The sequence below is a fragment of the Noviherbaspirillum sp. genome (assembly GCF_035654295.1).
Lineage (GTDB): Bacteria > Pseudomonadota > Gammaproteobacteria > Burkholderiales > Burkholderiaceae_D > Noviherbaspirillum.
The window spans coordinates 1-26,502 of the sequence record NZ_DASRXF010000075.1 but is presented as its reverse complement, the minus strand read 5'-3'; the positions used below and the strand labels follow the sequence as shown (position 1 = coordinate 26,502).

Annotated in this window: 33 protein-coding genes and 1 tRNA gene; 13 read left to right on the top strand and 21 right to left on the bottom strand. The window is 63.5% G+C overall.

Annotated elements, in window-relative coordinates; genetic code table 11:
* The 3 genes from VFF99_RS08435 to VFF99_RS08425 form a co-directional block, all read left to right on the top strand.
* A partial coding sequence (locus VFF99_RS08435; RefSeq protein ID WP_325016840.1) for a hypothetical protein occupies positions 1–319 on the top strand: 319 nt, incomplete at its 5' end.
* Between the two features lie 103 nt (positions 320–422).
* On the top strand, positions 423–827 hold the full coding sequence (locus VFF99_RS08430; RefSeq protein ID WP_325016838.1) for a four-helix bundle copper-binding protein: 405 nt from the start codon (positions 423–425) through the stop codon (positions 825–827).
* 9 nt (positions 828–836) lie between these two features.
* Entirely contained in the window at positions 837–1,049 is a 213-nt protein-coding gene (locus VFF99_RS08425; RefSeq protein WP_325016836.1) for a hypothetical protein, read from the top strand.
* Positions 1,050–1,056: 7 nt separating this feature from the next.
* Here the strand turns inward: VFF99_RS08425 and VFF99_RS08420 are convergent, their stop codons facing one another.
* Positions 1,057–1,257: a DUF2905 domain-containing protein gene (locus VFF99_RS08420; protein ID WP_325016834.1), complete on the bottom strand. Its 201-nt coding sequence runs from the start codon at positions 1,255–1,257 to the stop codon at positions 1,057–1,059.
* Between the two features lie 203 nt (positions 1,258–1,460).
* Here VFF99_RS08420 and VFF99_RS08415 point away from each other — a divergent pair, with 203 nt between their 5' ends.
* A complete protein-coding gene (locus VFF99_RS08415) occupies positions 1,461–1,586 on the top strand; it encodes a hypothetical protein (RefSeq protein ID WP_325016832.1) in 126 nt (41 codons plus the stop codon).
* Here VFF99_RS08415 and VFF99_RS08410 read toward each other — a convergent pair whose 3' ends face one another.
* A complete protein-coding gene (locus tag VFF99_RS08410; protein WP_325016830.1) occupies positions 1,587–2,186 on the bottom strand; it encodes a LysE family translocator in 600 nt (199 codons plus the stop codon).
* 107 nt (positions 2,187–2,293) lie between these two features.
* Between VFF99_RS08410 and VFF99_RS08405 the strand changes: the two genes are divergently transcribed.
* Positions 2,294–3,190 carry a LysR family transcriptional regulator gene (locus VFF99_RS08405; RefSeq protein WP_325016828.1) on the top strand — a complete coding sequence of 299 codons (897 nt, stop codon included), beginning with the start codon at positions 2,294–2,296 and terminating at the stop codon, positions 3,188–3,190.
* A gap of 67 nt (positions 3,191–3,257) precedes the next feature.
* Positions 3,258–3,998 carry an SDR family oxidoreductase gene (locus VFF99_RS08400; RefSeq protein WP_325016826.1) on the top strand — a complete coding sequence of 247 codons (741 nt, stop codon included), beginning with the start codon at positions 3,258–3,260 and terminating at the stop codon, positions 3,996–3,998.
* An 11-nt stretch (positions 3,999–4,009) separates the two neighbouring features.
* On the opposite strand, the gene VFF99_RS08395 is transcribed toward VFF99_RS08400, so the two are convergent.
* The 5 genes from VFF99_RS08395 to VFF99_RS08375 form a co-directional block, all read right to left on the bottom strand.
* The gene (locus tag VFF99_RS08395) at positions 4,010–4,477 is read right to left on the bottom strand and encodes a hypothetical protein (protein WP_325016824.1); all 468 of its coding nucleotides are present in this window, start codon (positions 4,475–4,477) and stop codon (positions 4,010–4,012) included.
* Between the two features lie 254 nt (positions 4,478–4,731).
* A complete protein-coding gene (locus VFF99_RS08390; protein WP_325016822.1) occupies positions 4,732–5,967 on the bottom strand; it encodes a pentapeptide repeat-containing protein in 1,236 nt (411 codons plus the stop codon).
* A gap of 180 nt (positions 5,968–6,147) precedes the next feature.
* Positions 6,148–7,389: a pentapeptide repeat-containing protein gene (locus tag VFF99_RS08385; protein ID WP_325016820.1), complete on the bottom strand. Its 1,242-nt coding sequence runs from the start codon at positions 7,387–7,389 to the stop codon at positions 6,148–6,150.
* Between the two features lie 68 nt (positions 7,390–7,457).
* Complete coding sequence (locus VFF99_RS08380) at positions 7,458–9,137, bottom strand: hypothetical protein (RefSeq protein WP_325016818.1); 1,680 nt, start codon at positions 9,135–9,137, stop codon at positions 7,458–7,460.
* A gap of 198 nt (positions 9,138–9,335) precedes the next feature.
* Positions 9,336–9,992 carry a TetR/AcrR family transcriptional regulator gene (locus tag VFF99_RS08375; protein WP_325016816.1) on the bottom strand — a complete coding sequence of 219 codons (657 nt, stop codon included), beginning with the start codon at positions 9,990–9,992 and terminating at the stop codon, positions 9,336–9,338.
* A 567-nt stretch (positions 9,993–10,559) separates the two neighbouring features.
* On the opposite strand from VFF99_RS08375, the gene VFF99_RS08370 reads away from it, so the two are divergent.
* The 3 genes from VFF99_RS08370 to VFF99_RS08360 are packed head-to-tail and all read left to right on the top strand — an operon-like array spanning position 10,560 to position 13,833.
* Complete coding sequence (locus VFF99_RS08370; protein ID WP_325016814.1) at positions 10,560–12,038, top strand: NAD(P)/FAD-dependent oxidoreductase; 1,479 nt, start codon at positions 10,560–10,562, stop codon at positions 12,036–12,038.
* Positions 12,035–12,853 carry an SDR family NAD(P)-dependent oxidoreductase gene (locus tag VFF99_RS08365; protein WP_325016812.1) on the top strand — a complete coding sequence of 273 codons (819 nt, stop codon included), beginning with the start codon at positions 12,035–12,037 and terminating at the stop codon, positions 12,851–12,853. Before VFF99_RS08370 ends, VFF99_RS08365 begins: the two co-directional genes overlap by 4 nt.
* A complete protein-coding gene (locus tag VFF99_RS08360; protein WP_325016810.1) occupies positions 12,850–13,833 on the top strand; it encodes an alpha/beta fold hydrolase in 984 nt (327 codons plus the stop codon). The genes VFF99_RS08365 and VFF99_RS08360 overlap by 4 nt, the downstream gene beginning before the upstream one ends.
* A gap of 12 nt (positions 13,834–13,845) precedes the next feature.
* Here VFF99_RS08360 and VFF99_RS08355 read toward each other — a convergent pair whose 3' ends face one another.
* The 10 genes from VFF99_RS08355 to VFF99_RS08310 all read right to left on the bottom strand — a co-directional run bounded on the left by VFF99_RS08355 (position 13,846) and on the right by VFF99_RS08310 (position 20,732).
* Positions 13,846–14,058, bottom strand: a complete 213-nt coding sequence (locus VFF99_RS08355; protein ID WP_325016808.1) for a DUF2970 domain-containing protein — start codon at positions 14,056–14,058, stop codon at positions 13,846–13,848.
* Between the two features lie 18 nt (positions 14,059–14,076).
* The gene (gene ccoG / locus VFF99_RS08350; protein ID WP_325016806.1) at positions 14,077–15,474 is read right to left on the bottom strand and encodes a cytochrome c oxidase accessory protein CcoG; all 1,398 of its coding nucleotides are present in this window, start codon (positions 15,472–15,474) and stop codon (positions 14,077–14,079) included.
* A 126-nt stretch (positions 15,475–15,600) separates the two neighbouring features.
* Entirely contained in the window at positions 15,601–16,323 is a 723-nt protein-coding gene (locus VFF99_RS08345; RefSeq protein ID WP_325016804.1) for an MIP/aquaporin family protein, read from the bottom strand.
* Positions 16,320–16,820: an arsenate reductase ArsC gene (locus tag VFF99_RS08340; RefSeq protein WP_325016803.1), complete on the bottom strand. Its 501-nt coding sequence runs from the start codon at positions 16,818–16,820 to the stop codon at positions 16,320–16,322. The genes VFF99_RS08345 and VFF99_RS08340 overlap by 4 nt, the downstream gene beginning before the upstream one ends.
* Positions 16,821–16,833: 13 nt before the next feature.
* On the bottom strand, positions 16,834–17,271 hold the full coding sequence (gene arsN2, locus VFF99_RS08335; protein ID WP_325016801.1) for an arsenic resistance N-acetyltransferase ArsN2: 438 nt from the start codon (positions 17,269–17,271) through the stop codon (positions 16,834–16,836).
* Between the two features lie 17 nt (positions 17,272–17,288).
* Positions 17,289–17,600 (bottom strand): metalloregulator ArsR/SmtB family transcription factor, encoded by a 312-nt coding sequence (locus tag VFF99_RS08330; RefSeq protein WP_325016799.1) that lies wholly within the window; start codon positions 17,598–17,600, stop codon positions 17,289–17,291.
* A 198-nt stretch (positions 17,601–17,798) separates the two neighbouring features.
* Positions 17,799–18,614, bottom strand: coding sequence for a transporter substrate-binding domain-containing protein (locus VFF99_RS08325; RefSeq protein WP_325016797.1), 816 nt, complete (start codon positions 18,612–18,614; stop codon positions 17,799–17,801).
* A gap of 104 nt (positions 18,615–18,718) precedes the next feature.
* Positions 18,719–19,591: a helix-turn-helix domain-containing protein gene (locus tag VFF99_RS08320; protein ID WP_325016796.1), complete on the bottom strand. Its 873-nt coding sequence runs from the start codon at positions 19,589–19,591 to the stop codon at positions 18,719–18,721.
* Positions 19,592–19,601: 10 nt separating this feature from the next.
* Complete coding sequence (locus VFF99_RS08315; protein WP_325016794.1) at positions 19,602–20,015, bottom strand: hypothetical protein; 414 nt, start codon at positions 20,013–20,015, stop codon at positions 19,602–19,604.
* 39 nt (positions 20,016–20,054) lie between these two features.
* Entirely contained in the window at positions 20,055–20,732 is a 678-nt protein-coding gene (locus VFF99_RS08310; RefSeq protein ID WP_325016792.1) for an SOS response-associated peptidase, read from the bottom strand.
* A gap of 104 nt (positions 20,733–20,836) precedes the next feature.
* Here VFF99_RS08310 and VFF99_RS08305 point away from each other — a divergent pair, with 104 nt between their 5' ends.
* The gene (locus tag VFF99_RS08305; protein WP_325016790.1) at positions 20,837–21,481 is read left to right on the top strand and encodes a lytic transglycosylase domain-containing protein; all 645 of its coding nucleotides are present in this window, start codon (positions 20,837–20,839) and stop codon (positions 21,479–21,481) included.
* 128 nt (positions 21,482–21,609) lie between these two features.
* Positions 21,610–22,515 carry a diguanylate cyclase gene (locus VFF99_RS08300; RefSeq protein ID WP_325016788.1) on the top strand — a complete coding sequence of 302 codons (906 nt, stop codon included), beginning with the start codon at positions 21,610–21,612 and terminating at the stop codon, positions 22,513–22,515.
* A 57-nt stretch (positions 22,516–22,572) separates the two neighbouring features.
* On the opposite strand, the gene VFF99_RS08295 is transcribed toward VFF99_RS08300, so the two are convergent.
* Positions 22,573–22,648, bottom strand: a tRNA-Glu gene (locus tag VFF99_RS08295).
* Between the two features lie 137 nt (positions 22,649–22,785).
* Here VFF99_RS08295 and VFF99_RS08290 point away from each other — a divergent pair.
* Complete coding sequence (locus VFF99_RS08290) at positions 22,786–23,238, top strand: SRPBCC family protein (RefSeq protein WP_325016786.1); 453 nt, start codon at positions 22,786–22,788, stop codon at positions 23,236–23,238.
* Here the strand turns inward: VFF99_RS08290 and VFF99_RS08285 are convergent, their stop codons facing one another.
* Complete coding sequence (locus tag VFF99_RS08285) at positions 23,239–23,928, bottom strand: hypothetical protein (protein WP_414691518.1); 690 nt, start codon at positions 23,926–23,928, stop codon at positions 23,239–23,241. It lies immediately after the preceding gene.
* A gap of 175 nt (positions 23,929–24,103) precedes the next feature.
* Between VFF99_RS08285 and VFF99_RS08280 the strand changes: the two genes are divergently transcribed.
* Positions 24,104–24,625 carry a class IV adenylate cyclase gene (locus VFF99_RS08280; protein ID WP_325016785.1) on the top strand — a complete coding sequence of 174 codons (522 nt, stop codon included), beginning with the start codon at positions 24,104–24,106 and terminating at the stop codon, positions 24,623–24,625.
* Here VFF99_RS08280 and VFF99_RS08275 read toward each other — a convergent pair.
* Both VFF99_RS08275 and VFF99_RS08270 read right to left on the bottom strand, forming a co-directional pair.
* Positions 24,622–25,665, bottom strand: a complete 1,044-nt coding sequence (locus VFF99_RS08275) for an acyltransferase (RefSeq protein ID WP_325016783.1) — start codon at positions 25,663–25,665, stop codon at positions 24,622–24,624. The genes VFF99_RS08280 and VFF99_RS08275 overlap by 4 nt on opposite strands.
* Before the next feature lie 76 nt (positions 25,666–25,741).
* On the bottom strand, positions 25,742–26,502 hold a 761-nt coding region (locus VFF99_RS08270; RefSeq protein WP_325016781.1), incomplete at its 5' end, for a hypothetical protein.

Here is a 26,502-nt window from a genome sequence, read left to right as displayed (position 1 = left end):
GTACCGGCATGCCGATATCGATCGATTGCTGGATTCTTGCCATGATGAACCTCCGTCTCTGTTTATGCTTGAGAACACAAGGCGGGGCACAAGTTGCGTCAATCTTGAATTGCGAGGCCGGACCATGAGAGCAGACAGCGCCCTGTCCCATCTGTACGACAAAGAAAAATGCATTGCCGTGCTGCAGGACGGCTCTCAGCGCGAAGTATGGTGGAGCCGCGAGAACTGGAGCTTCTTCTACCCCGGCACCGAACCCCCCGAGCGCTGCCGCTTCGACGAAATCAGGGAATGGCGGCCGGCGTCGATCGACCCGCACTGAGGCCACTGTTTTGGAACGGATGTTGCATCCTGTTCCCCCTTTCACCGCTTCACCCTTTGTGCAGCGGCGCAGCACGTGAATTTTTCCGACCAAGGAGTAAATCATGCAAACAATGACCTCATCCGCGATGCAGCACTGCATCGACGACTGCCTGCATTGTTACCGCACCTGCCTGCAGACGGCGATGAACCATTGCCTGGAGGCAGGCGGGCGGCACACCGAACCGGAACACTTCCGCCTGATGATGCACTGCGCGGAAATCTGCCGCACTTCCGCCGAGTTCATGCTCGGCAGTTCGCCTCTGCACGCGCCGGTGTGCGCCGCCTGCGCCGAGGTATGCCATGCATGCGCGCAAAGCTGCGAACAGATCGGCGAAATGGACGAGTGCGTGCAGGCCTGCCGCGCGTGCATGGAGAGCTGCCGGCAGATGGCCGAAGGGCTGGAGGCGGGCAATTTCACCGGGCAGGAGCGTGGCATGGGCGCGCTCCAGGACCGGCTGCCGATGTAGGTGAGCGCCATGAACCACATACCGCCCGACCAGAATCCGCCGCACGCGCCGCCGGAAGTGCCGGCAATGCCGCCCTCGATCCCCGAGATCCAGCCGGGCTTCAGACCGGAGCCGGAGATTCCTTCCTTGCCGCCGGATACCTTCGACCCGGGCGCGCCGTCCGGACCGGAAGTGGTGCCGGATACGTCGCCCGCCGAAGTGCCGGTGCCGGGGGAAGCCTGAACCAGCGCTAGCGCCGGAAGAACCACACCAGGAACGAGATCACGAGCGACACGACGATGCTCGTGACGACCGGGAAGTGGAAACTGAAGCCCTCGCGCACGATATGGATGTCGCCCGGCAGCCGCCCCAGCGGCAGCCGGGAAATCCACGGCCAGGCGAGACCGGCAATGAGCAGGACAATACCGGCAATGATGAGGAATCGCTGCATGGGGATGAACAGAATCGGCTACACCCTGCTTTGACCCGCCTGGACCGCCGGGTTCCACCCGGAGAGATGCCGCCATGACACCGGTGCGGCCAATCGCTAACTCCCCCGTGTTTGTGCCGCATCAAGCCCGGGCCGCCATCGCTTCGTAACCTGATCGTGTGATGGAACAGCCCAAACAAGCCAAGGAAAAAGTCCGCGAGTACATGGAACGCCGCCAAATCGAACGGCGCCAGAACGCCCGCTCGCCGCTGCACGATCCCGAACAGATCCGGCGCGAGATCGGCTGGGACATGGTCGAGCGCCGGCAGCAGGACCGGCGCGAGAAGTAATCACGAATTGCTCATCCCCGCCGCCAGCACGCCGCATCCCACCAGCGCGCCGCCCGATACATTCTTCAGCACAACCCGCCCCCGGCGCGTCTGCAGCACGCCGCGCACCGCGCTTGCCGTCAGCGCATAGAACAGCAGGGTCGCGAACACCACCGCCAGGAACACCGGGCCGAGCACGGTCAGCTGGCGGACGATGCTTTCCTCGCGGCTCAGGAACTGCGGGAAGAATGCGACGAGAAAGCCGATGATCTTCGGATTCAGCATCGTGATGCCGAAGCCCTGCAGGAAGGCATTACCCTTCGCCTGCGCCTGGCTATCCGCCTCGTCGACCTTGCTGCGCAACTGCCGGATGCCGCAATACACGAGATAGGCCACCCCGCCCCACTTGAGCACGCTGAAGGCGAGAGAAGATGTGTACAGCAGCGTGCCGATGCCCGACAGCGTGAGCGCGAGCAGGATGGCGTCCGCGGCGACGACGCCGAGCGCCGTCTGCACACCCTGCGCGAGGCTGCGCTGGATCGAATTCATCACGACGGCCACCATCGACGGCCCGGGCATGAGAGTGACGACGCATGTGGCGATGACAAAGCTCCATAACATGATTTCCTGTCCTTTCTGGTCAAGGGTTGGTGGTGGAAATCATAGGCAGGCGGCGATTGCGCGATAAGATAGGCCGGTTGCATTTCACTGTTCGGAAAAATCACAGAATGATCGATGAGCTGCGCGCCCTGGCCGTCTTTGCCAGGACTGTCGAGACAGGCTCCTTCCGCGCCGCCGCGCGCATGCTCGGCCTGTCTCCCTCGGTGGTCAGCCACCACGTCTCGCAACTCGAGTCGCGCCTGGGCGTGGCGCTGCTGTACCGCTCCACGCGGCGGCTGTCGCTCACCGATGACGGCCGGCGCCTGTTCGATGCCGCGCAGGGCGCGCTGCAGGCCGCCGAGCGCGGCTTCAATGCCATTGCCGGCCGCTCCTCCGAACCGGCGGGAAGCCTGGCCATCACCGTGCCCGGCTTCTTTGCCAGGAGCCCGCTGGTGGACGATCTCGCCGCCTTTGCCCTGGCCCATCCCAAGGTGGCGCTCGCGGTCAACTTCAGCGACGAAAAGCGCGATCTGATCCGCGACGGCATCGACCTCGCCATCCGCGTGGGCACATTGAAGGACAGCGCGCTGAAGTCGAAAAGGCTGTCGCTGCTGAAACGCAAGCTCGTCGCCGCGCCGGCCTACCTCGCTGCGCACAAGAAACCGCGCAAGCCGTCCGATCTCGACACCTGGGAATGGATCGGCCTGAGCATGCGCCCGGACAGTAAGACGCTCGTGGGCAGGAATGGCACGACCGAGCGCATCCGCTTCACCGCACGGGTCACGGTCGACAGCATCGAGGCGGCGTGCCGCCTCGCAGCGGCCGGACTGGGGCTGGCAACCCCGCCGGCCTTTCTGGCGGAAGACGAGATTCGCGCCGGCCGGCTGGTCGAGCTGCTGCCGGCGTGGGAAGTGGAGTCGCTGGGCGTATACGCCGTATGGCCGCAGAACGCAGGGCGCGAGAGCCTGACCATGCGCCTGCTGCGTTTCCTTGAGGCGCGCGAACGCGAGCGTGCCGGACGCTAGGGCATAATGGAATGACACCCCCGCTTCCGCAAGGAGCGGCAGACCCCGTTACCTACCGCGCATCATCATGAAAGCGATTCTCACCGGACACACCCGCGGCCTCGGCGCCGCCATCGCGGCCGAACTGCTGGCGCGGCACATTCCCGTGCTCGGCCTCGCCCGCCGCAAGAACGCCGATCTTGCACGGCGCTTTACCGTGGGATTGGAACAGGTCGAGCTGGACCTCGGCGATACAGGTTCCCTGGAGGACTGGCTGGCCGGGGACACGCTCACCGGCTTTCTCGCCGGCAGCCCCTCGGTCCTGCTCATTAACAACGCCGGCATCGTGCAGCCCGTCGGCCCGCTCACGGCGCAAGACGTCGTATCGATTGCGCAGGCGGTCGCCATCAATGTCACTGCGCCTTTGGTGCTGTCGCGAGCGATCACCGCGGCAAGCCCGGATGCGCGCGAGCGGCGCATCCTGCACATATCGAGCGGCGCGGGCCGCAATGCCTATCCCGGCTGGAGCATCTACTGCGCCACCAAGGCGGCACTCGACCATCATGCACGCGCAGTCGCGCTCGACAAGCTGCCCGGCGTGCGCATCTGCAGCCTCGCCCCCGGCGTCATCGACACCGACATGCAGACACAGATCCGGCAGACGCCACTGGAGAATTTCCCGCTGCGTGAACGCTTCGAAGCCATGAAGCGCGAAGGCAGCCTCGCCAGTCCGGCCGACAGCGCGCACCGGCTGGTCGGCTACCTGCTGAGCGACCGCTTCGGCGAAGCGCCCGTGGCAGACCTGCGCGATTACCCCGGCGCTGCCTGAACGAAAGATGCTTACACGCCGTGCGCGTGCACAGCACGGGGAGCGGGCGCCGCGTGAGGCGGGCCTTCACGCCGTACGCGGATGTTGACGAACAGGTTCGCCGCGAACACCAGCACCCCCGCTGCCGTCGCCAGCTCGCCGGCGATCAGCACCGGCAGGACGGCGGTGTTACCCGCCAGCATCAGGGCCAGCGCCCCCATCATCACTGGCACGCCCGCGTTGTGCAGCACGAAGTGCGCCTTGCCGAGCCGGCTTTGCGCTGCCAGCGGAAAGAACAGGTAGATCAGCCCGGCGATCGCGCCGGTCGCCCATCCGACGAGGTTGAGGTGGGCGTGCACCGGCCGCATCGTGAACTGATGCGTGGCGCCCATGACGATGCCGAGGGCAACCCCGGCGATGAGGTAGGCAATCGCGATCCTGATCCAGGCAATGCCCAGGGGCGAGGTGGCGACGTCGGATGAATGGTTGGAATGCTGCATGGCGGTCTCCTTCAGGACAGGTGGCAATGGGATGCCATCGTAGGGAAGGACGGCGGCGCGGTATTGAAGAAATCCGACATTGCCGTCACTACGGCTTGTCGAGCAGTTTCCGGATCTTGGTGATGTTCTTGACGGTAATCCGCAAGTGGTCGGCCCCTGCGAGTAGAGGACGAGGGGATTGTGCAGGCTGGGACGCAATCCCAGCTATCGTTACATCGGTTGACCGAAGCTGGGATTGCATCCCAGCCTACGTCCTAGCCTGGCTTAAAGGAATTGGTGTCCTTATCCGGGCGCGAAGAGGAATCGCTGGCATTGCCCGATCGTTTCCTCGCCGAGGTGCTGGTGGAAAGCACGCTCAGGTCAACGACTTTCTCCTGCTTGAGAAATGCGTTGATGTAGCGGGTCCTCGACGTGTAGATGCTTTCACTATCCGGATAAGCGTATTTTCCTACTGCCGGCTCCCTTGCCGGCAATTCGTCGTCGAGCTTTTTGATTTCCTCGAATAACTCGAGCGCCTCGGGTGTAGCCAGGTCAGACCTCTGCGCCAGAATTGCGGTCACCTTCTCCCTGAGGTACTTTCGCTCCACCGAGTCAAATGCTTGGATACTTTCCTTGTAGGTTTCAAGATCGAGCGACAAGGCCGGATCGGATTTGTAGACTCGGCTCCAGCAAATTATCTTGCGCCACAGGAATGAGCTTTTCCGAAACTCATTCACGACACTTCTGAACTCGCCCCCTTCCCACAAGGACTGTGGTTGGTGCCTTAAAGGCAGGAGATTGACATTCTCGAACATGCACGCCGTAACCCTGATGAACCCACTGCAGTTCTCGAACTCGGTCGAGTCGAAGAACTTGCACTTCACGAAGTCGGAATCCCAGAAATCGGAGTGGCTGAAGTCAACGCCCGAGAACGTTGTACTCGATAAATTCAGGCTGGGTGCGGAGGATGTCCACGAAACATCCCAGAATCTGCACTTCCGCAAATTGCCTGCCCTCTGCGCTTCTATTCGATTGAAATTGACGCGTTCAAAAGAGGTGTCCTCCATTTCGATCCCGTGCAATCCCGCCTTCTCGAAGTTGCAGTCTCTGAATCGGCTGTTGGAAATCCTCGCCCTGCTTAAGTCAACGTCCGAAAAACTACACGAGTAGAATTCGCCCTCGATGAAAGCGTCGGAAAATTTGGCCCCGTCCATGACGGCGCGGGTCGCTCCAACCTCGGTCAGGCGAGCGCGGCTCCAGTCTGTACCGGAAAAATTGGCACCATTGAGCGTCAGGTAGTCAACCTGCCATCCTTGCAGATTGGCCCCGCTGAAGTTGCAGCCACTCAGATCGAGCCTCTTGAAACACAAACCGCTCAAATTCATATCGGAAAAATCCTTGCGGCCTTCTTTGAGCGCCGTTATAAGCTCATTTTCCTTTGCAGCCCGTTCATCCGTTATCGGGTCGGCTTGATTGATGGAGTGCAGTCGTGCCGCATTCAGATTCATCATGTTCATTTCCTTGTAGACCAAAAATGGCTGCCTATGAGCGGCCCGCACCTCGTGATTCGATGCGTTCTATGCCCCGTGCGCGAAACAGATGTGTAGGCTGGGATGCAATCCCAGCTATCGTCACATCGGGCGACCGATGCTGGGATTGCATCCCAGCCTACGATTGCAACACCCTACGGCCTAGCCAAACAGTTGAAAAGAATTGGCCTCCTTTTCGGAGCCTGAGGATGCGTCGCTGCCATTGCGCGATCTGCTTCCCGACGAGGTGCTGATGGAATCCACGCTCAAGTCCATCACTTTCTCCTGCTTGAGAAAAGCGTTCTTGTGGCGCTCCCTCGACGACGTGTAGATGATTTCACTACCCGGATAGGCGTATTTTCCTACTGTCGGCTCCCGTGCCGGCAATTCGTCGTCGAGCTTTTTGATTTCCTCGAATAGGTTGAGTGCATCGGGCGTAGCCAGATCCGGCCTCTTAGCCAGAATGGAGGTCACCTTCTCCCTGAGGTGCTTTCGCTCGACCGAGTCGAATTCGGTGATAGCTGACTTGTAGGTTTCAAGATCGAGCGACAAGACCGGGTCGGAGTTTTCAACGCGTTCCCAGTGAATAATGTCTTGCCTCAGGCTTGAGCTTCTCAAAAAATCACGGACGACTTCGTTGAACTGGGACCCTTCCCACAAGGTCCCTAGGAGATCTCTCAAGGGCAGGAGACTGACATTCTCGAACTTGCAATCCGCACCCCAACTGAATCTCTTGCAGTTCTCAAATTCGATCGGGCCGATGAAACGGCACTGCACGAACTGAGAATCCCAGAAATCAGTGTGGCTGAAGTCGACTTGCTTGAATGATGTATTCCATAAGGTCAGTTTGGGTGCGGAGGATGTCCATGAAACATCCCGGAATTCGCACTTCCGCAAATTCCCCGGGTTCTGCGCTTGCATCCGATTGAAATTGACGCGAACGAAGTGGGCGTAGTGCATGGCGACGCCCTGCAAGTCCGCATTTTCGAGGTTGCAGTCTTCGAATCGGCTGCAATTGATGATGGCCCTGCTAAAGTCGGCCTTCGACAAGCTACACGAATAAAACGCAACGCTGATGGTGGCATCTGCGAATTTCGCACCATCCAGCATGGCACCGGTCGCGCTAACGTCCTTCAGGCTGGCACCGCTCAAATCTGCGCCAGAAAAATCGGCATCATCGAGCGTCAGGTGGTCGACCTGCCATCCTTGCAGATTGGCTCCGCTGAAGTTGCATCCGCTCAGATCGAGCCGCTTGAAACGCAAGCCGCTCAAATTCATATCGGAAAAATTCTTTCGGCCTCCATTGAGTGCCGCTATAAGCTTCTCTTCCTTTGCAACCCGTCCCTCCGTTTTCGGGACGGCTTCATTGATGGTCAGCGGCCGCGCCGCTTTCAGATTGTTCATTAATATTCCCCTTGTAAACCAAAAATGGCCGCCTATGCGCGGCCATCCCTTTCTTAATTCGTCGCGCTCTATTGGCCCATGCGCGCGAGCATTCGTGCGCGCAAGAGGCGGATAAACGCCTCTTCCCATTCTCGACCTGCGATGTCGTTTAGCCAGGCTTGATGGCATTCCCCCAACAGGTCATCGATAGGCCTTTTCGACGTCTTGGACCGCTCGATCGCCTCTTCGATCATCCAGCAGGCCAATGGACCGCACGCGTTCCGCGCATGCACTTGCATCGAATATCCGCAATATGTCGTATTGGCGTGGTTGATGTTGCCGTTCGAAAATAACCGAAGTGTATTGATGTAAGAGTTGCCAATGGCTTGCATTACGTCGTCGTGATTCGATCCGTTCGTGTCGCAGATATAAAACGCCGGTTTTCCATCAATAACGGTTGCCAGGAGGCCCATCCAATGGTTGGGCAAATTCAGAATTGCCAGCGTCAGCTTGCCCTCGCCCGACGCCGCTGCCATCGCGAGAAATTCACGAAATTTGTTCTTCACATTGGCCACCGCTGCAGGGTTCCTCAGGTCGCAGTGCATCGCAAGAGCGCTCTCCATCGCCGGCCTGCCGTCGAAGATCTTGTTCCAATGGCCTGTTGTGCCCTCGATTTCGTCTTGTTCGACTTCCCGGTCCGGGCTGATCAGAAGTTGGTTGGTGTCGATGTTCTTTCCGCCGTCTGTGGCCGCAAGGTACTGCTCGATCCTGCTAAGGGGCGCGCATAGCTGGCTGATCAGAAGCATGTTGAGGTCCAATGCTTGTTCAAGTGTCTTGTTGCCGCTCTTGCTGTACCACGCCGCCGCGTCCGAAAGTATTTGATAGTTCCTCTCCGTTTTTAGCCCCAGGAGGGTATTGGCATTCATATGGGCCATTCCATGGGCGAGCAACCGGGTCAGGATGTAAAAGCGCTTTACGGCGGTCCTGCGGAACATGTCATCGGCGTTTATCCGCCATTCCAGATTTTGTGCCGTTAATTCGTCGAATCCGGTAAAGCTGGGCGTCGCGATGGCGGCGTGCTGGGTGGGTTCCTCGAGGGCGGGGGGATTGAAGAATTCGGTCGGCTCTGCGCCAGGTTCGTCGCCCTTAGGCTGCGCCAATGGCGCTCTAGGATTGGTCATGCAGGCAGTACGGTCGCGCACAGGCAGTGCCGTGCTCTTTGACGCAGCGGGTGTGTCGGCAACGGGCCTGATGTCGTACGGGTATGTCTCGGCGTAAAAAGCGTTTCTTTTCACTTCGATGGCGCGCCGATTTTCTTGTATCTCCGTCGCCTCCACCATCTCTATATCGACCTTTTCGATCTCCCATAACAATTCGCGTGCCCTGAACGTATTCAGCGCGGATCTCTCGGCCATCAGCTCTTTGACGCGCTCCCTGAGAAGCTTTCTCGTGTCCGGGTGGAGTTCCCTGATACCTTCCCTGTAGGCCTGCAGATTCAGTGTCCCGGCACCGGTCTCGGAAAATATCTTGTGCATGGCCGACCGCCACATCCCTCTGTCCTTTTCGGCGACGTGTTCCGGAATGTCTGCCCTGCCCTCGTCTTGTGCCGCTGCACAATCAGCGGCCGAGACGCACCGTTCTCCCTTGTCGCCATGGGCGGCGTCCCGCCTGCCGGGTGAGTCGAAGGTGAGCTCATCCTTGTCGTTCACCGTCGCAGTGTTCCAGCAAGAAGAAATGGCGCTGTAAAGAGAAGAAACGATGCCCGTCATGCTGCGACCTTCCGTGAAGAGCGTGGATCAAGGTGGGAACTGCGAGGAGATGCGCGTGGGGCTGGTCTTGGCGCGAACGGGAATGCTAGAGGCGGGGCTTGGAGAGGAAAAGAATTATTATCAAATTGGGAATCGTCTTAACGCCGCGCGGGGTGAAGTGGGCTAGCGCCTGGCGGGTTTCGCTGCGCTCTACCCGCCCTACGATTCCTGGCTCTTGAGCTGCAGCGCCGTTCCCATCAATACCTTCGCGGTATTCGCGATCATCCTGCCGATCGGGTCGCGGTATTGGGTGCGCATCCAGTACGCTGCCGCCGCCGACAGGGCGCCGGCCAGCGTGACGGCGAGGATGTCGGCATCCCGCTTGCCCAGGCTGCGCATGCCTTCCTCCGTGGTCATCGCGCGGAGGGTAAGCAGTCCGAACTCGCGCATGTAGCGCCCGTAGAGCGCATCCACCTTCGGGCTCACGCCCAATACCTCGACCTGCGTGATGCGCGCGAACTGCGGATTGCGCATTTCCTCGAAGAAGGCGCGCAGGCCGCGCTCCAGTTTGGATTCGAGTTCGGGCGGGGCCGTATCGAGTATCTCCTCCAGCCGCTCGCGGTAGCTGTCCATCAGGTGGCTGTAACAGGCAACCAGCAAGTCTTCCAGCGACTCGAAGGATTCATAGAAATAGCGGTTGGTCAGGCCCGATGCCGCAGTCAGCGTGCGCATCGTTGTCGCGTGGTAACCCAGGGTGCCGAACTGTTCGATGCCGGCCTCGATCAGGCGCTGCCTGCGCAGGGCCACGCGCTCGGCGTGGTCCTGCCCCGCGTACAGGCGCTCGGAGGGCTGCTTGGTGTCTACCGGGTCAATCATGGTGCGGAGGCGTTATAGGTGTGCACTGATTTTATCCGAGGGGCTAGGGCACGGGTTAGGAATTCCCCGTCATTCCCGCGACGGCGGAAATGCAGTGTCGTGCGAGTGCATCCATGCTTTCTCCGAGTGAACGACGACGCTGGATTCCGGCTTTCGCCGGAATGACGGGGTGAGGGGGAAGGGGGGAGTCAGGCGGCGTCGCCCGCATGCGGGCTGCTCAGGTGGCGCACCCCGTTCCCTTTCCACGTCATTCCGGCGAAGGCCGGAATCCAGTGTCGTGCGAGTGCATCCATGCTTTCTCCGAGTGAGCGACGCCGGATTCCCGCCTGCGCGGGAATGACGTGGAAAGGGAATGTGAGGAATTGAACGGAAGGTGCCCGCAGACAGAAAGCGCTTGAACCCTTCGAAATCATCCGCACGCCCCTCTAGTGCAAAGTCTCTAAACGCCCTCTCCTTGTAGGACGAACATTGACAACGGTTGTTCTCACATATATCGTGCGATGACAACAAATGTTGTCAGATGCATTGCATCATGACACGAATATCCAGAAACGAGGAGACAAGACAGTGAACGATCTCGACGTGCTGATCGTCGGCGCCGGTATTTCGGGCATCGGCGCCGGCTACTACCTGCAGAACCGCTGTCCGGGCATGCGCTATGCCATCGTGGAAGCGCGCGCAGCGCTCGGCGGCACCTGGGACCTGTTCCGGTATCCGGGCATCCGCTCCGACTCCGACCTGCATACCTTCGGCTATGCCTTCAAGCCCTGGGAAAACGAGAAGGCGATCGCCGGCGCCGATGCCATCCTCGACTACCTCCGTGAAACCGCCCGTGAAAACGGCATCGACCGCAAGATCCGCTTTCACCACAAGGTGGTGTCGGCCGCGTGGCGCAGCGAGGACGCGCGCTGGTATGTCGAAGTCGAGCGCACCGATACCGGCGAGCGGCTCACCGTCCGCTGCCGCTGGATCTTCTCGGCCGCCGGTTATTACCGCTACGACCAGGGCTTCCGGCCACGCTTCGAAGGCGAGGAAAGCTTCCAGGGGCAGATCGTCCACCCGCAGCACTGGCCGGAAGGCCTGGACTACAGCGGCAAGCGCGTGGTGGTGATCGGCAGCGGCGCCACTGCCGTCACCCTCGTGCCTGCGATGGCGGACAAGGCCGCGCATGTCACGATGCTGCAACGCACGCCCACCTATATCCTGGCGCTGCCGTCGCGCGACCCGATCGCCAACGCGCTGCGCAAGCTCGTCGGCAAGCGCCTCGCCTACTCGCTCACCCGCCGCAAGAACATCTTCATGCAGCGCATGATCTGGCTTTATTGCCAGCGCCGCCCCGAGTCCGCGCGCCGGCTCATCCGCAAGCTGAACGCGCGCCAGCTGCCCGAGGGCTATCCGGTGGACGTGCATTTCAATCCGCCCTACAACCCCTGGGACCAGCGCCTGTGCGTGGTGCCGGACGGCGACCTGTTCAAGGCGATACGCGCGGGCACGGCGTCGATGGCCACCGGACACATCAAGCGCTTCACCGAACGCGGCGTGCTGCTGGAATCGGGCGAACATCTCGACGCCGACCTGATCGTCACTGCAACCGGCCTCAACCTGCAGCCCTTCGGCGGCGTGCCCCTGACGGTCGACGGGCGCAGCGTGAAGCTGTCGGATGCGGTCGCCTTCAAGGGCATGATGCTGAGCGGCGTGCCCAACCTCGCGTTTGCGATCGGCTATACCAATTCGTCGTGGACCCTGAAGATAGGCCTGTTGTGCGAACACTTCTGCCGCCTGCTCAACCACATGGAACAGAACCGCTACGACATCTGCTGCCCCGAAGTGCGCGATCCCGACATGCCCAGGCGCCCGCTGCTCGATTTCGGCGCCGGCTACGTCAAGCGCTCGCTGCATGAATTGCCCAAGCAAGGCGCGGATTTCCCCTGGCTGATGTCGATGAGTTATGCCGCGGATGCCAAACTGCTCAGGAAAGGTTCGGTGGCCGATCCCAACCTGCGCTTTTCCTCCGTGCGCGCCAAGGCGTCGAAGGCGGCCGCATGAGTGCGATGAACCTGAAGGGCCGGGTGGCCGTGGTGACGGGCGCGGGCAGCGGCATCGGCCGTGCGACCTCGATGGCGCTGGCGCGGCGCGGATGCCATCTCGCGCTCGCCGATATCAATGCCACCGGCCTCGCGCAGACTGCGCGCGACGCCAAGGCGCATGGCGTACGCGTGACCTGCCACGACTTGGACGTGGCCAGCCGCGACAAGGTGCGCATGCTGCCGGCGGAAGTGAATGCCGGTCATGGGCGCGTCGACATTCTCGTCAACAACGCCGGCGTTGCACTCGGCGGCAACTTCGAGCAGGTGTGCGAATCGGACTTCGACTGGCTCATGGAGATCAACTTCCATGGCGTGGTCCGCATGACGCGCGCCTTCCTTCCTTACCTGCATGCGGGCGACGATTCGCGCATCGTCAACGTGTCGAGCCTCTACGGCCTCATCTCGCCGGCGGGACAGGCCGCCTACTCGGCCAGCAAGTTCGCGGTGCGCGGGTTTTCCAATGCCTTGCGGCACGAGCTGGACGGTTCCTGCGTGGGGGTGACGGTGGTCCACCCCGGCGGCGTGGCGACCTCGATCGCAAAGAACGCCCGCGTGCCCGCAGGCGTCCCCGATGAGGAAGTGCAGCGCCGCAAGGCGCTGGCCGACAAGCTGTTGCGCATGCCGCCGGAGAAAGCGGGCGAGATCATCGTGCGTGGCATCGAACGGCGCAAGGCGCGCGTCCTGGTCGGCGCGGATGCGAAAATCGCCTCGCTCCTCGAACGCATCGCCCCCGTGGGCTACTGGTCACTGTTGAAGAAAAGGATCCCGGAATGACATCGCTCCAGATGGCCGCCGCCGCGCTGCCTGTTTTCCTCGCCGCTGTGTTGATCGCCTTCGCACTGTTCACCCGCTGGACCGCGCGGCGCATCGAAGAGGCGCTGCCGCCGCAGGGGCGGTTCGTGGAGGTGTCCGGCGTGCGCTTCCATGTGCACGAGCAGGGCAGCGGCCCCGCCCTGCTGCTGATCCACGGGCTTGCCGGCCAGATGCGTCACTACACTTACGGCGTGGCCGGCCGTCTCGCCCGTCATTACCGGGTGGTGACGGTAGACCGTCCCGGCTCCGGCTACTCCGAGCGCGACAGTGCGATGCCGGCCGATCTGTCCGCGCAGGCAAAGGCGACCGCCGCGCTGATCGACAAGCTGCAGCTCGGCCGCACCTTCGTCGTCGGTCATTCGCTGGGCGGCGCCGTGGCGCTCGCGCTGGCGCTGGAGCATCCGCAGCATGTCGCCGGCCTCGCGCTGGTCGCACCGCTCACGCATTTGCCCGAGGGCGGCAAACCGCCAGCCGCGTTCCGGGCCCTGACTATTGCCACGCCCTGGCTACGCACGCTGTTCGCATGGACGCTGGCGGTGCCCGCTTCCATTGCGGGCCGGCGAGCCGTCCTCGAACAGGTTTTCGGCCCGGAGCCCGTTCCGCATGACTTTGCTACCCGCGGGGGCGGCCTGCTCGCCCTGCGCCCCAGCCACTTCATTGCGGCTTCGGTGGATTTGCAGGCCGTGCCCGCGCGGCTGCCCGCGCTCGTCGAGCGATACGCCGAGCTGAAGGTGCCGGTCGACATCCTCTACGGCCGCAAGGACCGCATTCTCGACTGGCAGACACACGGCGAGTCGCTGGCCGGCAAGGTCAAGGGTGCGCGGCTTACGCTCGTCGATGGCGGCCACATGCTACCCGTGACCAATGCCGAGCTGACCGCGCATTTCATCCTGGAAGCGGCAAGCCGCGTGCCGCACGGTGCGGCCGCCGCCAGCGCCTGACTTCCCCCGCCCTCAGGAAACGGCCAGGTTTGCGACGGTAAGCAGCAGGGAGATGAACATCGCCGTGCCGATCAGCCCGCCGAGGATGACGTAGACCGGGTTCAGGCCGCCCACATCCTCGTCGAAATCCCGCTTGCGCCGCAGCCCGATGAAGGACCATCCTACTGCGCCCATCGTGTCCATGAACGAGCGTGTCTTCTTCGTATCCTGAGTGTTGTCTGCCATGATCGATCCAGTCCTTGATTAACGCCGGGGAACAAAAAACATCGCCTTTTCCTGCACCTGCAGGCCGGGCGTGTCGAGCGCCTGCAGCGTGAAATGCACCGTATTCGCCCCCGGCTCGCCCCTGGCGGGCGGGATGCGCACCGTGGCGGGCACCGCCCGCGATTCCGTTCCGTCCAGCACCACCTCGTCCGGCGACGCCAGCGCGATGCCTTCGATGCCTGAGACCGAGAGGCGATAGCGGTGCGCCTGCTCGTCCGTGTTCATGAGCTGCAAGCGATACACGTTCTCGATCATGCCGTCCTCCACTTCCCTGGCCAGTGTTCCGCGGTCGCGGATCACGTCCATCTTCAGCGGCGTCCGGTTGGCGAGGGAGATCCAGGATGCGGTGATCACCAGCAGCAGCGCCGCCGAGTAGATGAGGACCCGCGGGCGCAGCACGCGCCGCGCAATCTGCGTTGCCGTCAGGCCCGCGCGCAGCGCATTGTCGGTGGTGAACCGGATCAGGCCGCGCGGCGCGCCGATCTTGTCCATCACGGAATTGCAGGCATCCACGCAGGCGGCGCAGCCGATGCAGTCGTACTGCAGGCCATTGCGGATATCGATCCCGGTCGGGCACACCTGCACGCACATCGAGCAATCGATGCAATCGCCGCCTGCGCGGCCCGTTGCCGCTTTCGCCGTGGCCGACCGAGGTTCGCCGCGCTGCCGGTCATAGCTCACGATCAGGGTGTCGGCGTCGAACATCGCGCTCTGGAAGCGTGCATACGGGCACATGTAGCGGCATACCTGCTCGCGCAGCCAGCCGGCGTTGCCGTAGGTCGCGAGACTGTAGAACAGCACCCAGAACCATTGCCAGGGGCCGAGCGACAATGCCATCGTTTCCGCGGCCAGCGTGCGCACCGGCGTGAAGTAACCGACGAAGGTGAATCCCGTCCACAGCGCGAACGCGACCCATGCGGCGTGCTTGGCGGACTTCCTCGCCGCCTTCTCCAGGTTCCAGGGCTGGCGGTCGAGGCGGATGCGCGCGCTGCGCTCGCCTTCTATCCTGCGTTCGAACCACATGAAGATTTCGGTGTACACCGTTTGCGGGCAGGCGAAGCCGCACCAGACGCGCCCGGCCACCGCGGTGAACAGGAAGAGCGAGAACGCCGCGACGATGAGCAGCACCGCAAGATAGATGAGGTCTTGCGGCCACAGCACGATGCCGAACAGGTAAAACTTGCGTGCCGCCAGGTCGAACAGCACGGCCTGGCGCCCGTTCCAGACCAGCCACGGCAGGCCGTAGAACACGAGCTGCGTCAACCAGACGCAGGCCCAGCGCCAGTTTGCATACCAGCCCTTGGCCGCGCGCGCGTAGATCTGCGTGCGCGGCGCGTACATGCGGATGACCGAGAAGGATTGCGGTGCCTGGCTCATGGGGGATACGTGACAGTTGAACGGCGGCGGCGCCAACCCCAGGCCGGCGCCGGAACATGTCACAGATTGTCCGCCCGCCCCCCGGCGAATAACAGAATCAGAATCGTGGAAAAAAACCGTATCAGATCAGTCGCGCGGTTGCGGCTGTGCAAATTCGCTGGGCGCCACGGTGCCGCCCACGGTCGCGTCCCTGGGGGCCGCCGGATGCAGCCAGCAAAAGAGGCCGGCGGCGGCAGCGGCGCCGAGCAGCTGGGCCGCGATGAATCCGGGCACATCCTGCGGCCGGATACCGGCGAAGGTGTCGCTCGCGGCCCGCGCCAGCGTGACGGCGGGGTTCGCAAACGAGGTCGATGAAGTAAACCAGTAAGCCGCCGTGATGTAGAGCGCAACGGCGAACGGCGTCACGGCCGGCCGGCTGCGCGAGCAGCTGATGATGACCCCGAGCAGGCCGAAGGTGGCGACGAACTCGCTCCACCACTGCGCCATGCCGGTGCGCGTATGTTCCGATGCGAAAAAGACAGGCTGTCCGAACATCAGGTGTACCGCGGCCACGCCCGCAAACGCGCCGGCCAGCTGCGCGGCGATGTAGGGCAGCACATCCGCCGCCGGCAGGTTTTTCTGCCAGGCTTCGGAGAGCGTGACGGCCGGATTGAAGTGCGCGCCGGAGATGGTGCCGAACATCAGGATCAGTGCCACCAGCCCGGCCCCGGTCGCGATGGCGTTGGCCAGCAGGGCAATTGCCGTGTTTCCGCCGGCAAGCTGCTCGCCCATGATGCCGGAGCCGACGACCACCGCCAGCAGCAGCGCGCTGCCCAGGGCTTCCGCCACCAGCCGCCGGGCGCGCGTCATACCGGCGTGTCCCCGATCTTCTGCATTTCGCTGCGGATTGCGTCCTTGTCCAGCGCGTGCAGGGGCAAATTCACAAAAACTTGCACGCGCTGCGCGATCTGCTTGAAGACCTTGCTGAAGGCCGCCCGCTTTTCTTCATCCGTGCCTTCCACCGCCGCCGGGTCTTCGAAGCCCCAGTGCGCCGACACCGGATGCCCGGGCCAGACGGGGCACACTTCCCCGGCAGCGTTGTCGCACACCGTGACGATGAAGTCCATCCGCGGCGCCTCCGGGGCGGCGAACTCGTCCCAGCTCTTGCTGCGCAGATTGTCGTCCGGATAGCCGGTTGCCTTCACCTGCTCGATGGCGAAGGGATTGACCTTGCCGCCAGGGTGGCTGCCGGCGGAGAAGCCGCGCAGGCGGCCGCCGCTCATCGTGGTGACCAGCGCTTCAGCCATGATGCTGCGTGCGGAATTGCCGGTGCAGAGGAACAGGACGTTAAAGGTTTTTTCAGACATGGACGGTTCCGGATTAAGCGAGCGGCTTGAACAGGCAGGCCGCGCTGGACGGGCAGATGCCCGAGAACTGGGCGGTGTTGCGGATGGATTCCGGCACATCGCTGCGCGCGATGGGTTCATAACCGTGGTGCGTGAAAAAGCTGTCGGCCGCCATCGTGAGCAGGTACAGCCGCCGCACGCCGTGCTCCTGTGCATGGGCTTCGATCAGCTCCAGCAGTCGGCTGCCGAGGCCTTCGCCGCGCATCATGGTCTCGACCGCGAGTGAGCGCAGCAGGGCATCTTCCCCGTGCACTTCCACCCCGGCAGAGCCGGCGACCCGGCCGGCCTGGGCCAGGATGATGAAGTGCGCGAGGTGCTCTTCCGTGAGATCGGACGAGGGCAGCGCGCTGCTGTCGAGCAGGGCCTTGAGCGCCGGAAGGTCTTCGGCGCGGGGCTGGCGTATGGCAAACATGGTGTTCCTTTACTGGTTCAAATATTCCCGGCGGGCGAGCAGGGACTTCCGCCGCAGCAGTTCTCGGTCAGGTAGCCCACAAGGGCGTTCATGGTCTCGAAACCGGCGGCGTAGATCACGAAGCGGCCTTCCTGGCGCGGGATGACAAGGCCGGCATGGGTCAGTTCCTTGAGATGGAAAGACAGCGACGACGGCGGGATGCCGAGCTGCTCCGCAATCCTGCTGGCCGCCATGCCCGCTGGTCCGGCGTGCACGAGCATGCGGAACACGGCCAGGCGCGACTCTTGCGCCAGGGCGCCAAGGGCGGATATCGCTTCTTTGGTCTGCATTCGGAACCTCCTTGGCTCCTACGATATTTCCAAAATACTGGAAATGTCAAATGAAATGCGCAGGCTGGGATGCAATCGCAGCAGCGCTTGGCCAATCTTGTGATAGCTGGGATTTCACCCCAGCCTACGTGAGCTTCGAGAGTTGGTAGGCCGGGATGCAATCCCAGCATGTGTAACTCAAATGGCACGGCGCCAAGCCTAGGTGCGCCCTTCCCCCGCCTGTTCCCGCGCACCGCGCTCGGCGATGTACTTGTCCACCCGCCGCTTGATTGCTCCCGACTCGTGGCCCTTCCTCAGAGCCCGGTCCACCTGTGCCAGCAGCTTGCGTTTATCCATCGACTTGGCGAAAGCAAGGTAGTTGGGATCGCGCGCAAAGGGCTGCGGGAGGATGACGAACTTGTCGCGCTGCTTGAGCAGGTCGACGCCGGACTGCTTTCCCCGCAGCGCGTCCTCGAGCCCCGCGCGGCCGACCGGCATCAGGACAGCGTCGATGCGGTCGTGCAGCAACATGGCGAGCTGCGCGCTCGGGCTGTCGCCCTGCACCGGCTGGAAGACCCCGTCCTTCACCGCATTTTCATAGGCGTCGCCGTAGCTGCAGCCGCGGCACACGCCGATGGTCTTGCCCTTGAGGTCCTTGATGGTGGAGAACGGGAACTCCTTGCCGGCTTTCACGACCAGCACCAGTTCATCGTAAAAAAGCGGTTCGCTGCTGTAGTCGAAGACGGCCTGACGCTCCTTGGTGAGCGACAGTCCGATAATGCCGGCTTCACCGGCCAGCGCGCTCTTGTAGGCGCGGGACCAGGGATACAGGGTGTAGCTGAAACGCACCCCGGTCTGTTCCTGGACGTAGCCCATGATCTCTACCAGGATGCCCTGCGCGTTGCCTGACTGGTCGTTGAAACTCTTCGGCGCCCGTGCATCGTTGCCGGTAATCCTGACTTCCTCCGCCGCGCCGCATAGCGGAACCCAGAGCAGGAATGCCAGCATGGCAAGGCAACGTTTTGCTGTTGACATGGTTCCTCCTTTCTCGCACAAGGCTGGACGGTAGTTAAAAATTGCAGAAAATCAACTCTAGCGGATGTCCCGCGGGCGTGCAAACCGCCCTCCGGCGAGCGTGCTCACCCCACTGCGCGATTGAAAAACGCCGAGGCGTGCAGGGTGGGACGCATCAACTGCTCGGCCAGTTCACGATCGGGAGGCAGGAAGCGCGCAGGCGTCGTGCCGGTCATCGCCCGAAACTCGCGCACCATATGCGCCTGGTCGCTGAAACCGGCCTCGGCGGCAATCTGCGCCCAGCTTAAACCCGAATGGAAATGCGCGGCCAGCCGGTGCAGCCGCACCACCCGCGCCACCGATTTGGGCGGCATCCCGACCCAGGCCAGAAAGCGCCGCTCGAGCTGCCGCTCGCTCATGCCGAGGCGGGCAGCGAGTTCGGCGGTACGCACCGCGCCGCCCTGCGCGGCGATCTCACGAAAGGCCCAGGCGACCAGGGCGTCGCTTTCCCGGGCATCAAGCATGTCGAGCAGCCATTGCCGCACCGCGGCGACGCGCGCGGGCGCATCCGCAGCCTCGGCAAGCTGCTGTTCGATATGTTCGACATGCACGGCCCCCACCACATCGCGCAGGGCGGTGTGGCATGCGGCCAGCGCATGCATGCCCGAGCGGAACAGCCGCGCCGCACCCCAGGGCGTGAGCTTGACCACCACGCTGCCCAGCGCGCCGGTGCCGTGCAGTTGCACTGCGCTGTCATGCACGCCGGTGATATGGCTGCCAAGCACCTGCGTGCGGCCCGCCATTGTCAGGCGCAGCGGGTCGCCGTACTGGAAGGCAAGCGAGACGGTGACTTCGGGCAGCAGCTGCACGTCCGGCATGGCGCGCACCGCGGCGCTTGTGGCGCGCACATCCCACAGCCCGTAGGCGAGGTGCTCCAGCCCCGGGCCGGGCGGGAATTCGTCGTTGACGTAATCGTTCAGGAAGGCGGCCGCGTCCATGTCACAGCGCTCAGCGCGGCGGTACAGAAGTGCCGGCGGGTGGGGGCGGCGACGGCAAGGTGTATTCGCGGTATTCCCGGATGACCCCGCCTTCGCTGACGCTGCCTTGCGTGACACCCTCGCCGCGCGTGCGGCGCACGCAGAGTTCACGTTCCTCCACCGGCAGGTTGGCGCAGCGCGCCAGTGCGTTCTGCTCGTAACTCCCCTGCCCGGTATCCAGCACGCCGCGCCGCGCGGCTTCGCGGGCTGCCGCCGCTTCGCGCAGGCAGGCCGACTTGTCCTGCGCTTGCTCGCACGCACCGCGCTCGCGCTGGTAACGCGCTTCGATCTCGGCCAGCCGTGCATCGTCGGCCGCTGATGCCGGCGCATGCAGCAGGATTGCCGCCAGTGCGGCAGGAAAGAGGAATGGTCGGATTGCGGTCATGACGAACTCCCTGTCGTGAATGCGATACCCGCGCAGGGCTCAAGGATCGAGCAGGCTGCCCTGCGCCGGTTTTCGCGCGCCCACCGGGGCTGCCGCCGCCACCAGCCGCTCGGCCGGATAGCGCACGAAAAAGCGCTCCGCTTCCTCGAGCGGGCAGTGCAGCCATTCGTCGATCTGCTCCGGGTCGAGGATGACCAGCATGCGCTTTTCGTCGTCCGGCTTGTGGAAACGCTGCATCAGCGGATGGCCGTCGGCATTGATGGTCAGCATGGTGAACGACAGCAGCGGCAGGCCGTTCGGTCCTTCCTGCTTGATGTCCCAGAGGCCGGCGATGCCCAGCGGCGCACCCTCGGCGCCGGCGATTTCCCAGCGCTCCACCTTTCCGGTTTCATACGACGGCTCGTAGAAGGCATGCAGCGGGATCACGCAGAACTGGCGGCGCTTCCATGCGTTGCGGAAGCTGGGCTTGGTTGCAACGGTCTCGGTGCGTGCATTGTAGGTCTGGCGCGCGAGCTTGGGTTCGGCCCAGTGCGGCACCATGCCGAACATGCCGAGTGCGCAGGCGCGGTCGCCGGGTACGGAATCGGTGCGCGGCGGCCGGATCATCGGTGCCATGTAGCCGGGGAAGGCCTCGGCCTTGTATTCGGAATCCGGGGCCGCAACGCCGAAGCGCTGTTGCAATTCGTCACGGGTGGAAGGGCGGTAATTGGCGCACATGTGGCCATTTTAGTGCGCGTTCGCGACGCTTGCCGAACATGCACCGCTCCATGCTTGCCGGAAATCTTGCTCCGGCGTATCGTGTCCGGACCAGGGAGAGTCCAATGAACCCCAGCCGAATCCGTCCGGGCGCGGCCGCATGCCTGTTCGGCATCGTCCTGTGCGCCGCCGGCAATGCGCCGGCGGACGACACCAAGATCTACAAATCCTACGATGCCTCCGGCAGGCCGGTGTTTTCCGACCGTCCGCTGAATCGTTCCTCGCAAGTCTATGCGATGTTCGACGGTACCCATCTCTGGCCGCGCGCCGGCACCGGCCCGGTGTCGCTGCCCCAGCTCTCCGCGCGCCGCAGGTCGGTCGAACCCATCGTCGAACGTGTCGCGCAGTCGCACGGCCTCAACGCGGCCCTGCTCAAGGCCATCATCGAGGTCGAGTCCGGCTTCAATGCCAACGCAGTGTCGCCCAAGGGGGCGGTGGGCCTGATGCAGGTCATGCCCGCCACCGCGGCGCGCTACGGCCGCTTCAACCTGTACTCCCCCGAGCAGAACATCGATGTCGGCGCGCGCTACCTGCGCGACCTGCTGGCCCTGTTCGACGGCAATATCCGCCTTGCGGTCGCCGCCTACAACGCGGGCGAGAATGCGGTCATCCGCCACGGCCGCCGCATTCCGCCCTATCAGGAAACCATCAAGTACGTGCCGATGGTGCTGGAGCGCTACGACCGCTTCCGGGCGCAGCCGGCGTCCTGATTCCCGTCCTCCTTGCGGCAGGATCGGCGTGGCATCCATGCCACGTATGAGCATTTTTGCAAGTTTCCCGTGTTAGCATGCGGAAAATTGTCAAAAATGCACGTAAGGTCAACACGGAGGAGAGCCGCATGAACATCCTGCTTACCGACACCGATTCCGCATCGGCAATCATCCTCGTCGAAGCACTGCGCGAATGGGGACACGAGACATGCACCGCCGGCGACATGCACGGCGCCTGGGAGATCCTGCAACGGGACGACGAGCCGCTGATCGCCATTCTCGATTGCGAGGCCCAGGGTTTCGAGGGGCTCGACACCTTGCGCAACATCCGGGCAAGCATCAAGCATCGCAGTGTCTATCTGATCCTCCTGACCGCGCGCGTTGAGCCATCCTTCCTCAGCGAAGCGATCGAGGCGGGCGCCAACAACTACATCACCCGCACCACCGGCCACGCCGACCTGCGCATCTGCATCGAGACAGGCCGCCGCCTGCTGGAACTCGAACAAGCACTGCATGCGCGCTCCACCCGCGATGCCCTGACCGGCCTGTACAACCGCGACGCCGTGATGGACCACCTGAAGAAGGAAATGGTGCGCTGCCAGCGCGAGCGCACGCCCTTGTCGATCGTCTTCACCGACCTCGACGGCCTGCAGGAGATCAACGATCGCAAGGGCCACCTCGTGGGCGACCTGGTGCTGCAGGAAGTGTCGCGCCGCCTGGCCACCGCGCTGCGCTCCTACGACCACCTCGGCCGTTACGGCGACGACGAACTGGTGATGATCCTGCCCAAGTGCAACGCGGCAGGCGCGCTGGAAGTGGCCGAGCGTGCGCGGGTGGCGGTTGCCGCCTATCCGATCCAGAGCGAAGCGGGCGATTTCCTGACCAGCATCACGAGCGTGGCCGCCACGGTCAACGGCAACCGCGAACTGGCGCCCCATGCCCTCCTGCGTGCCGCGGAAACGGCGATGTACAGGACCAAGGAAGAAGGCAGGAACCGCGTCGGGCTGGCCAACGCCTATTGCGCTTTGGTTTAGGGATACGGAAGAACCGGCGCACGGCGCCGTACAACTGAAGTGCACACGGGGTGCAGTTGGCGTCCCCACGGGGATTCGAACCCCGGTACTCACCGTGAAAGGGTGATGTCCTAGGCCTCTAGACGATGGGGACGTTGCGAGAGGCAATCTTGCTCGAAGGGGGCGAACTTTACCGTATAAATCCCGCCTTGCCAAGTGCTTGATACCAACACTTGCTATCATGGCTCCACGTAACCCCTCCCGAGCCCTCGAACCCCCCTCCTTACCGCCGTGCCACCCGTCCAGATCGAATACCGTTCCCGTTTGTCCGCCCCGCCCGCCGAGGTGTGGCAATGGATCACCTCCTTCCGCGGCATCGCCACCGAGATGCGGCCCCTCCTGCGCATGTCCGCCCCGCGCGGCAGGCAGGGGCTGACCGACTTCGCTGTGGTACCCGGCCAGCCCCTGTTCCGCAGCTGGATCCTGCTGTTCGGCGTGCTGCCCGTCGACTGGTCGGAACTGACGCTGCTGGAGATCGATCCCGGGCGCGGCTTCGTCGAAGCATCGCCGATGGGATCGATGCGCAGCTGGCGGCATGAGCGGCGCATCGAGCCCGCGGCCGACGGCTGCGCCATCATCGACCGCCTGAGCTTCGAGCCGCGCTTTGCCGCGTGGCTGCTGACATGGTTCGTGCGGCGCTTCTTTTCCTACCGGCACGCGGTGCTGCGCAAGCACCTCGGCTAGTCATTTCTCCGCGAAGCAGTAAAGGAGCCCGCCGCCGCCGGTGCTTTTTATTCCGTCCGGATGGCAGCCGCGCGTCGGGTGCGAGGAGTTCCACGACGTCGCCCAGGGAGCGGCGATCGGGCCGGCGCGGTCGTGGTGGCCGGTCATCGCCGAGCCCTCCGGCCCGCTCTTGGTCCAGTTACCGCAGGTCATGTCATAGAACGGCGGGCCCGGAAAAGCGGTGCCGTCGGGACGCGAACCGGTCAGGATGTCATGCAGGTTGGGCGTCTTGGTGCGGTCGTTCACCGGCTGGCCCTTCTCGTCCAGCGCGGTATCCTTCGTCACGTTATTGGCGGCCGAATGCAGTTCTTCCACGTTCCTGGCGATCAGCACGCCTTTGGCGTTATGCCAGGGGCCGGGACCGATGCGGTCGCGTGCATTGACGAACTTCGGGTCCGACAGACCTGAGGCCTGCGTGCTGAGATAGGCGCGCCAGGTACGGCTGCTGGCGCCTGCCGCGGCGGCGAGCGATTGGCAATGCTTGTCCGCCCCTTCCAGCCCGCCGAAGTCGGCACCCTTGCCCGGATTGGTGCTGGTCACGAAAAACGTCATTCCGCCCGCCCCCTGCGGCGAAGAACCCATTCCTGCGCATCCTGCCAATACCAGCGCGCAACCCGCAAGCACTACACCCCGCTGCATCATGCCTTCCATCGCGATCTCCTTTCGGCTTGGTTTCGACCTACAATGGCTGCCCCGACCGGCGTATAGGGCCAGCCCCGCAACGGCCACGCCCAAGGGCATGGCTGCACAAGGACACGGTACGCCATTTCGGCTGACGGCGTTTTGTTCCCGCTCGTCCCGGCGCAGCAAGCATGGAGAGGCAAACATGGCACGAAACATCGAAATCAAGGCCCGCATCGACAGCGTCGACGCACTCATGGACGCGGTCGCCGCCATCGCGGACAAGGGCCCGCTCGGCATCCGCCAGGACGACACCTTCTTTGCCTGCCCCAACGGCCGGCTCAAGCTGCGCGCCTTTTCCCAGGATGAAGGCGAGCTGATCTACTACCGCAGGGAGAACCAGGCGGGGCCGAAGGAATCGTTCTACCTGCGCTCGCCTACCACCGCGCCGGACACGCTGCGCGACTCGCTCACGCTCGCTTACGGACAGGTGGGCCGGGTGCGCAAGCATCGCCTCCTGTTCCTGGCAGGCAGGACGCGCGTGCACCTGGACCGGGTGGAGGGACTGGGCGAATTCCTCGAGCTGGAAGTGGTGCTGGCCGATGGCGAGAGCCCGGAAGCCGGCGTGCAAGAGGCACGGGCGCTGCTGGCAAAGCTCGGCATATGGAAGTCCCAGCTGGTCGAGGAGTCGTACGTGGACCTGCTCGCGCGCCGGTGGACGCCTTAATCGCCGGTGCGCCGGCGGAACAGCCCGGGCAGTGCCAGGCGTTCCGGCAGCCTGGACTTGAGCCGCAGTGCCGGCTGTTCCACCAGGTGCCATGAGAGGAAGGCGCAGGCCAGGGTGGCGGCGGCGGCAATGGCCAGCCCCGCGGTGAAGGACAAGTCCTTCCCTGCCATCCACACCACCGTCTGCTGTACCGGGAAGGCATAGATATACACGCCATAAGACAGGTCCCCGTAACGGCCGAAGCGCCGGATGACCGGTGTCGCGCATGTGCCGGCCGCCACGGACAGCGACGGGACCAGGATCGCCAGCGCGACGTGGTCCAGGCCAAGCAGGTGGAAGGCGAGCGAGGCCGCGCCCGCCGCGGCGACCAGCCACGCGGGCTGCCCTTCCCACAACCGGCGGTACAGGTCGAGGCAGACGCCGGCAAAGAAATAGACAGCGAAATGCAACTGGTGATTTTTCGGATCGAAAGCCGGGCCGAAAAAATAGACCGCGAAAGCGGCGGTGCCGAGCGCCACCGTCCAGCGCCGCGCCATCAGTCCGGCGACGCCGGCAAGCAGCAGTGCGGCATAGCAGCGCACCTCGAGCGGAATCGTCCACAGCGAACCGTTGACCGCGCGCGGATGCGGATTGTCGCCGAACACGCCGGGCAGGACGTAGCGGATCGTCGTCAGCTTCAGGTTGCGCAGGAAGTCGCGCAGGTCGGGGTGGGCGAAGTAAGCCTGCGCGTCGAGCGCGGAAACCAGCGGGCCGAGGACGAACGCGGCCAGCAGCGTGACCGCCGCCAGGCCCGGCCAGATGCGCAGGAAGCGTTTGGCCAGGAAGCGCAGCGCATGCGGGTCCTGGCGCCAGCTCTGCGACACCAGGAAGCCGCTGACCGAAAAGAAGACCAGCACCGCGAAGGTACCGAGGCTCATCCGGAATACCGAGGGTTCAGGCAGGCCGTTCAGCGCGAACTGGTGGCTGACCAGGACGAGGAAGGCCGCCGCGATGCGCAGGAAATCGAAATTGTTTTGTCTGGAGTGGCGGCCGTGGTCCATATCCCGTCCGGTTTGCGTACGCGACCGCGCGATGCGATTGCTTGCCAGCCGGCGATTTTACCTGACGGGAGCTGGGCTAGTCGGCGGTATTGTTTTCGGAGTGGAAACCGAACATCATCTGCAGCGGCTGGTGTTCGCTGACCGGCGCCTCCGGATCGCCGTCGACTTCGATCAACTGATTGCAGAAACGGGTGACGCGCTTCTTCGTGCCTTCGAAGATGTCGTGGTACTCGGCCCAGCCCCAGATGTAGAAAAACTTCTTCCCTTCCTTGACCGCCGCCAGGTCTTCGGCGCTGAGCGTGCCCGGCGCCGCCTCGACCATGCTGCGCGGACCGGCGATGGTCGATACCGCGGCTTCCTGCGATGCCGGGAAATCGTAACCCTTCGCCAAGGGCGCATCGAGCAGGCGGTAACTGGTATTGATCGACAGGCCGCGGGTCGGCGTGTTGCCGCTGTTGGCCCAGATCGGATGGATGGTCCAATGGAAGCGGCCGGTCTGCGGGTCCTGGTGCAGATAGGTCTTGATCTCGCGGATGAACATGAAGGCGCGCTGCGCGGCAATCAGCGCTTCCTCGGCGGTGCGGGCGCTCTTTTCGGCGACGGCCGCGCTTTGTTCCGCTACCGTTGCACTGTCTTTCGCCGCAGCGGCGGCGTCGCGCGTGCATCGCGCAAGGTCACGGCCGAGCAGCACGAGCAGGCCGGCAAAGATCGCCAGGAGGACATCGGTGACCTTGACCTCGTAGAAGAAGGAATGGACCCAGTCCGCGGGTTCCGCCACGCTGACTGACGTGGACGCCAAAGCGGCGGATGTCGCGGCGGCAGCGGGTGCATCAGCGG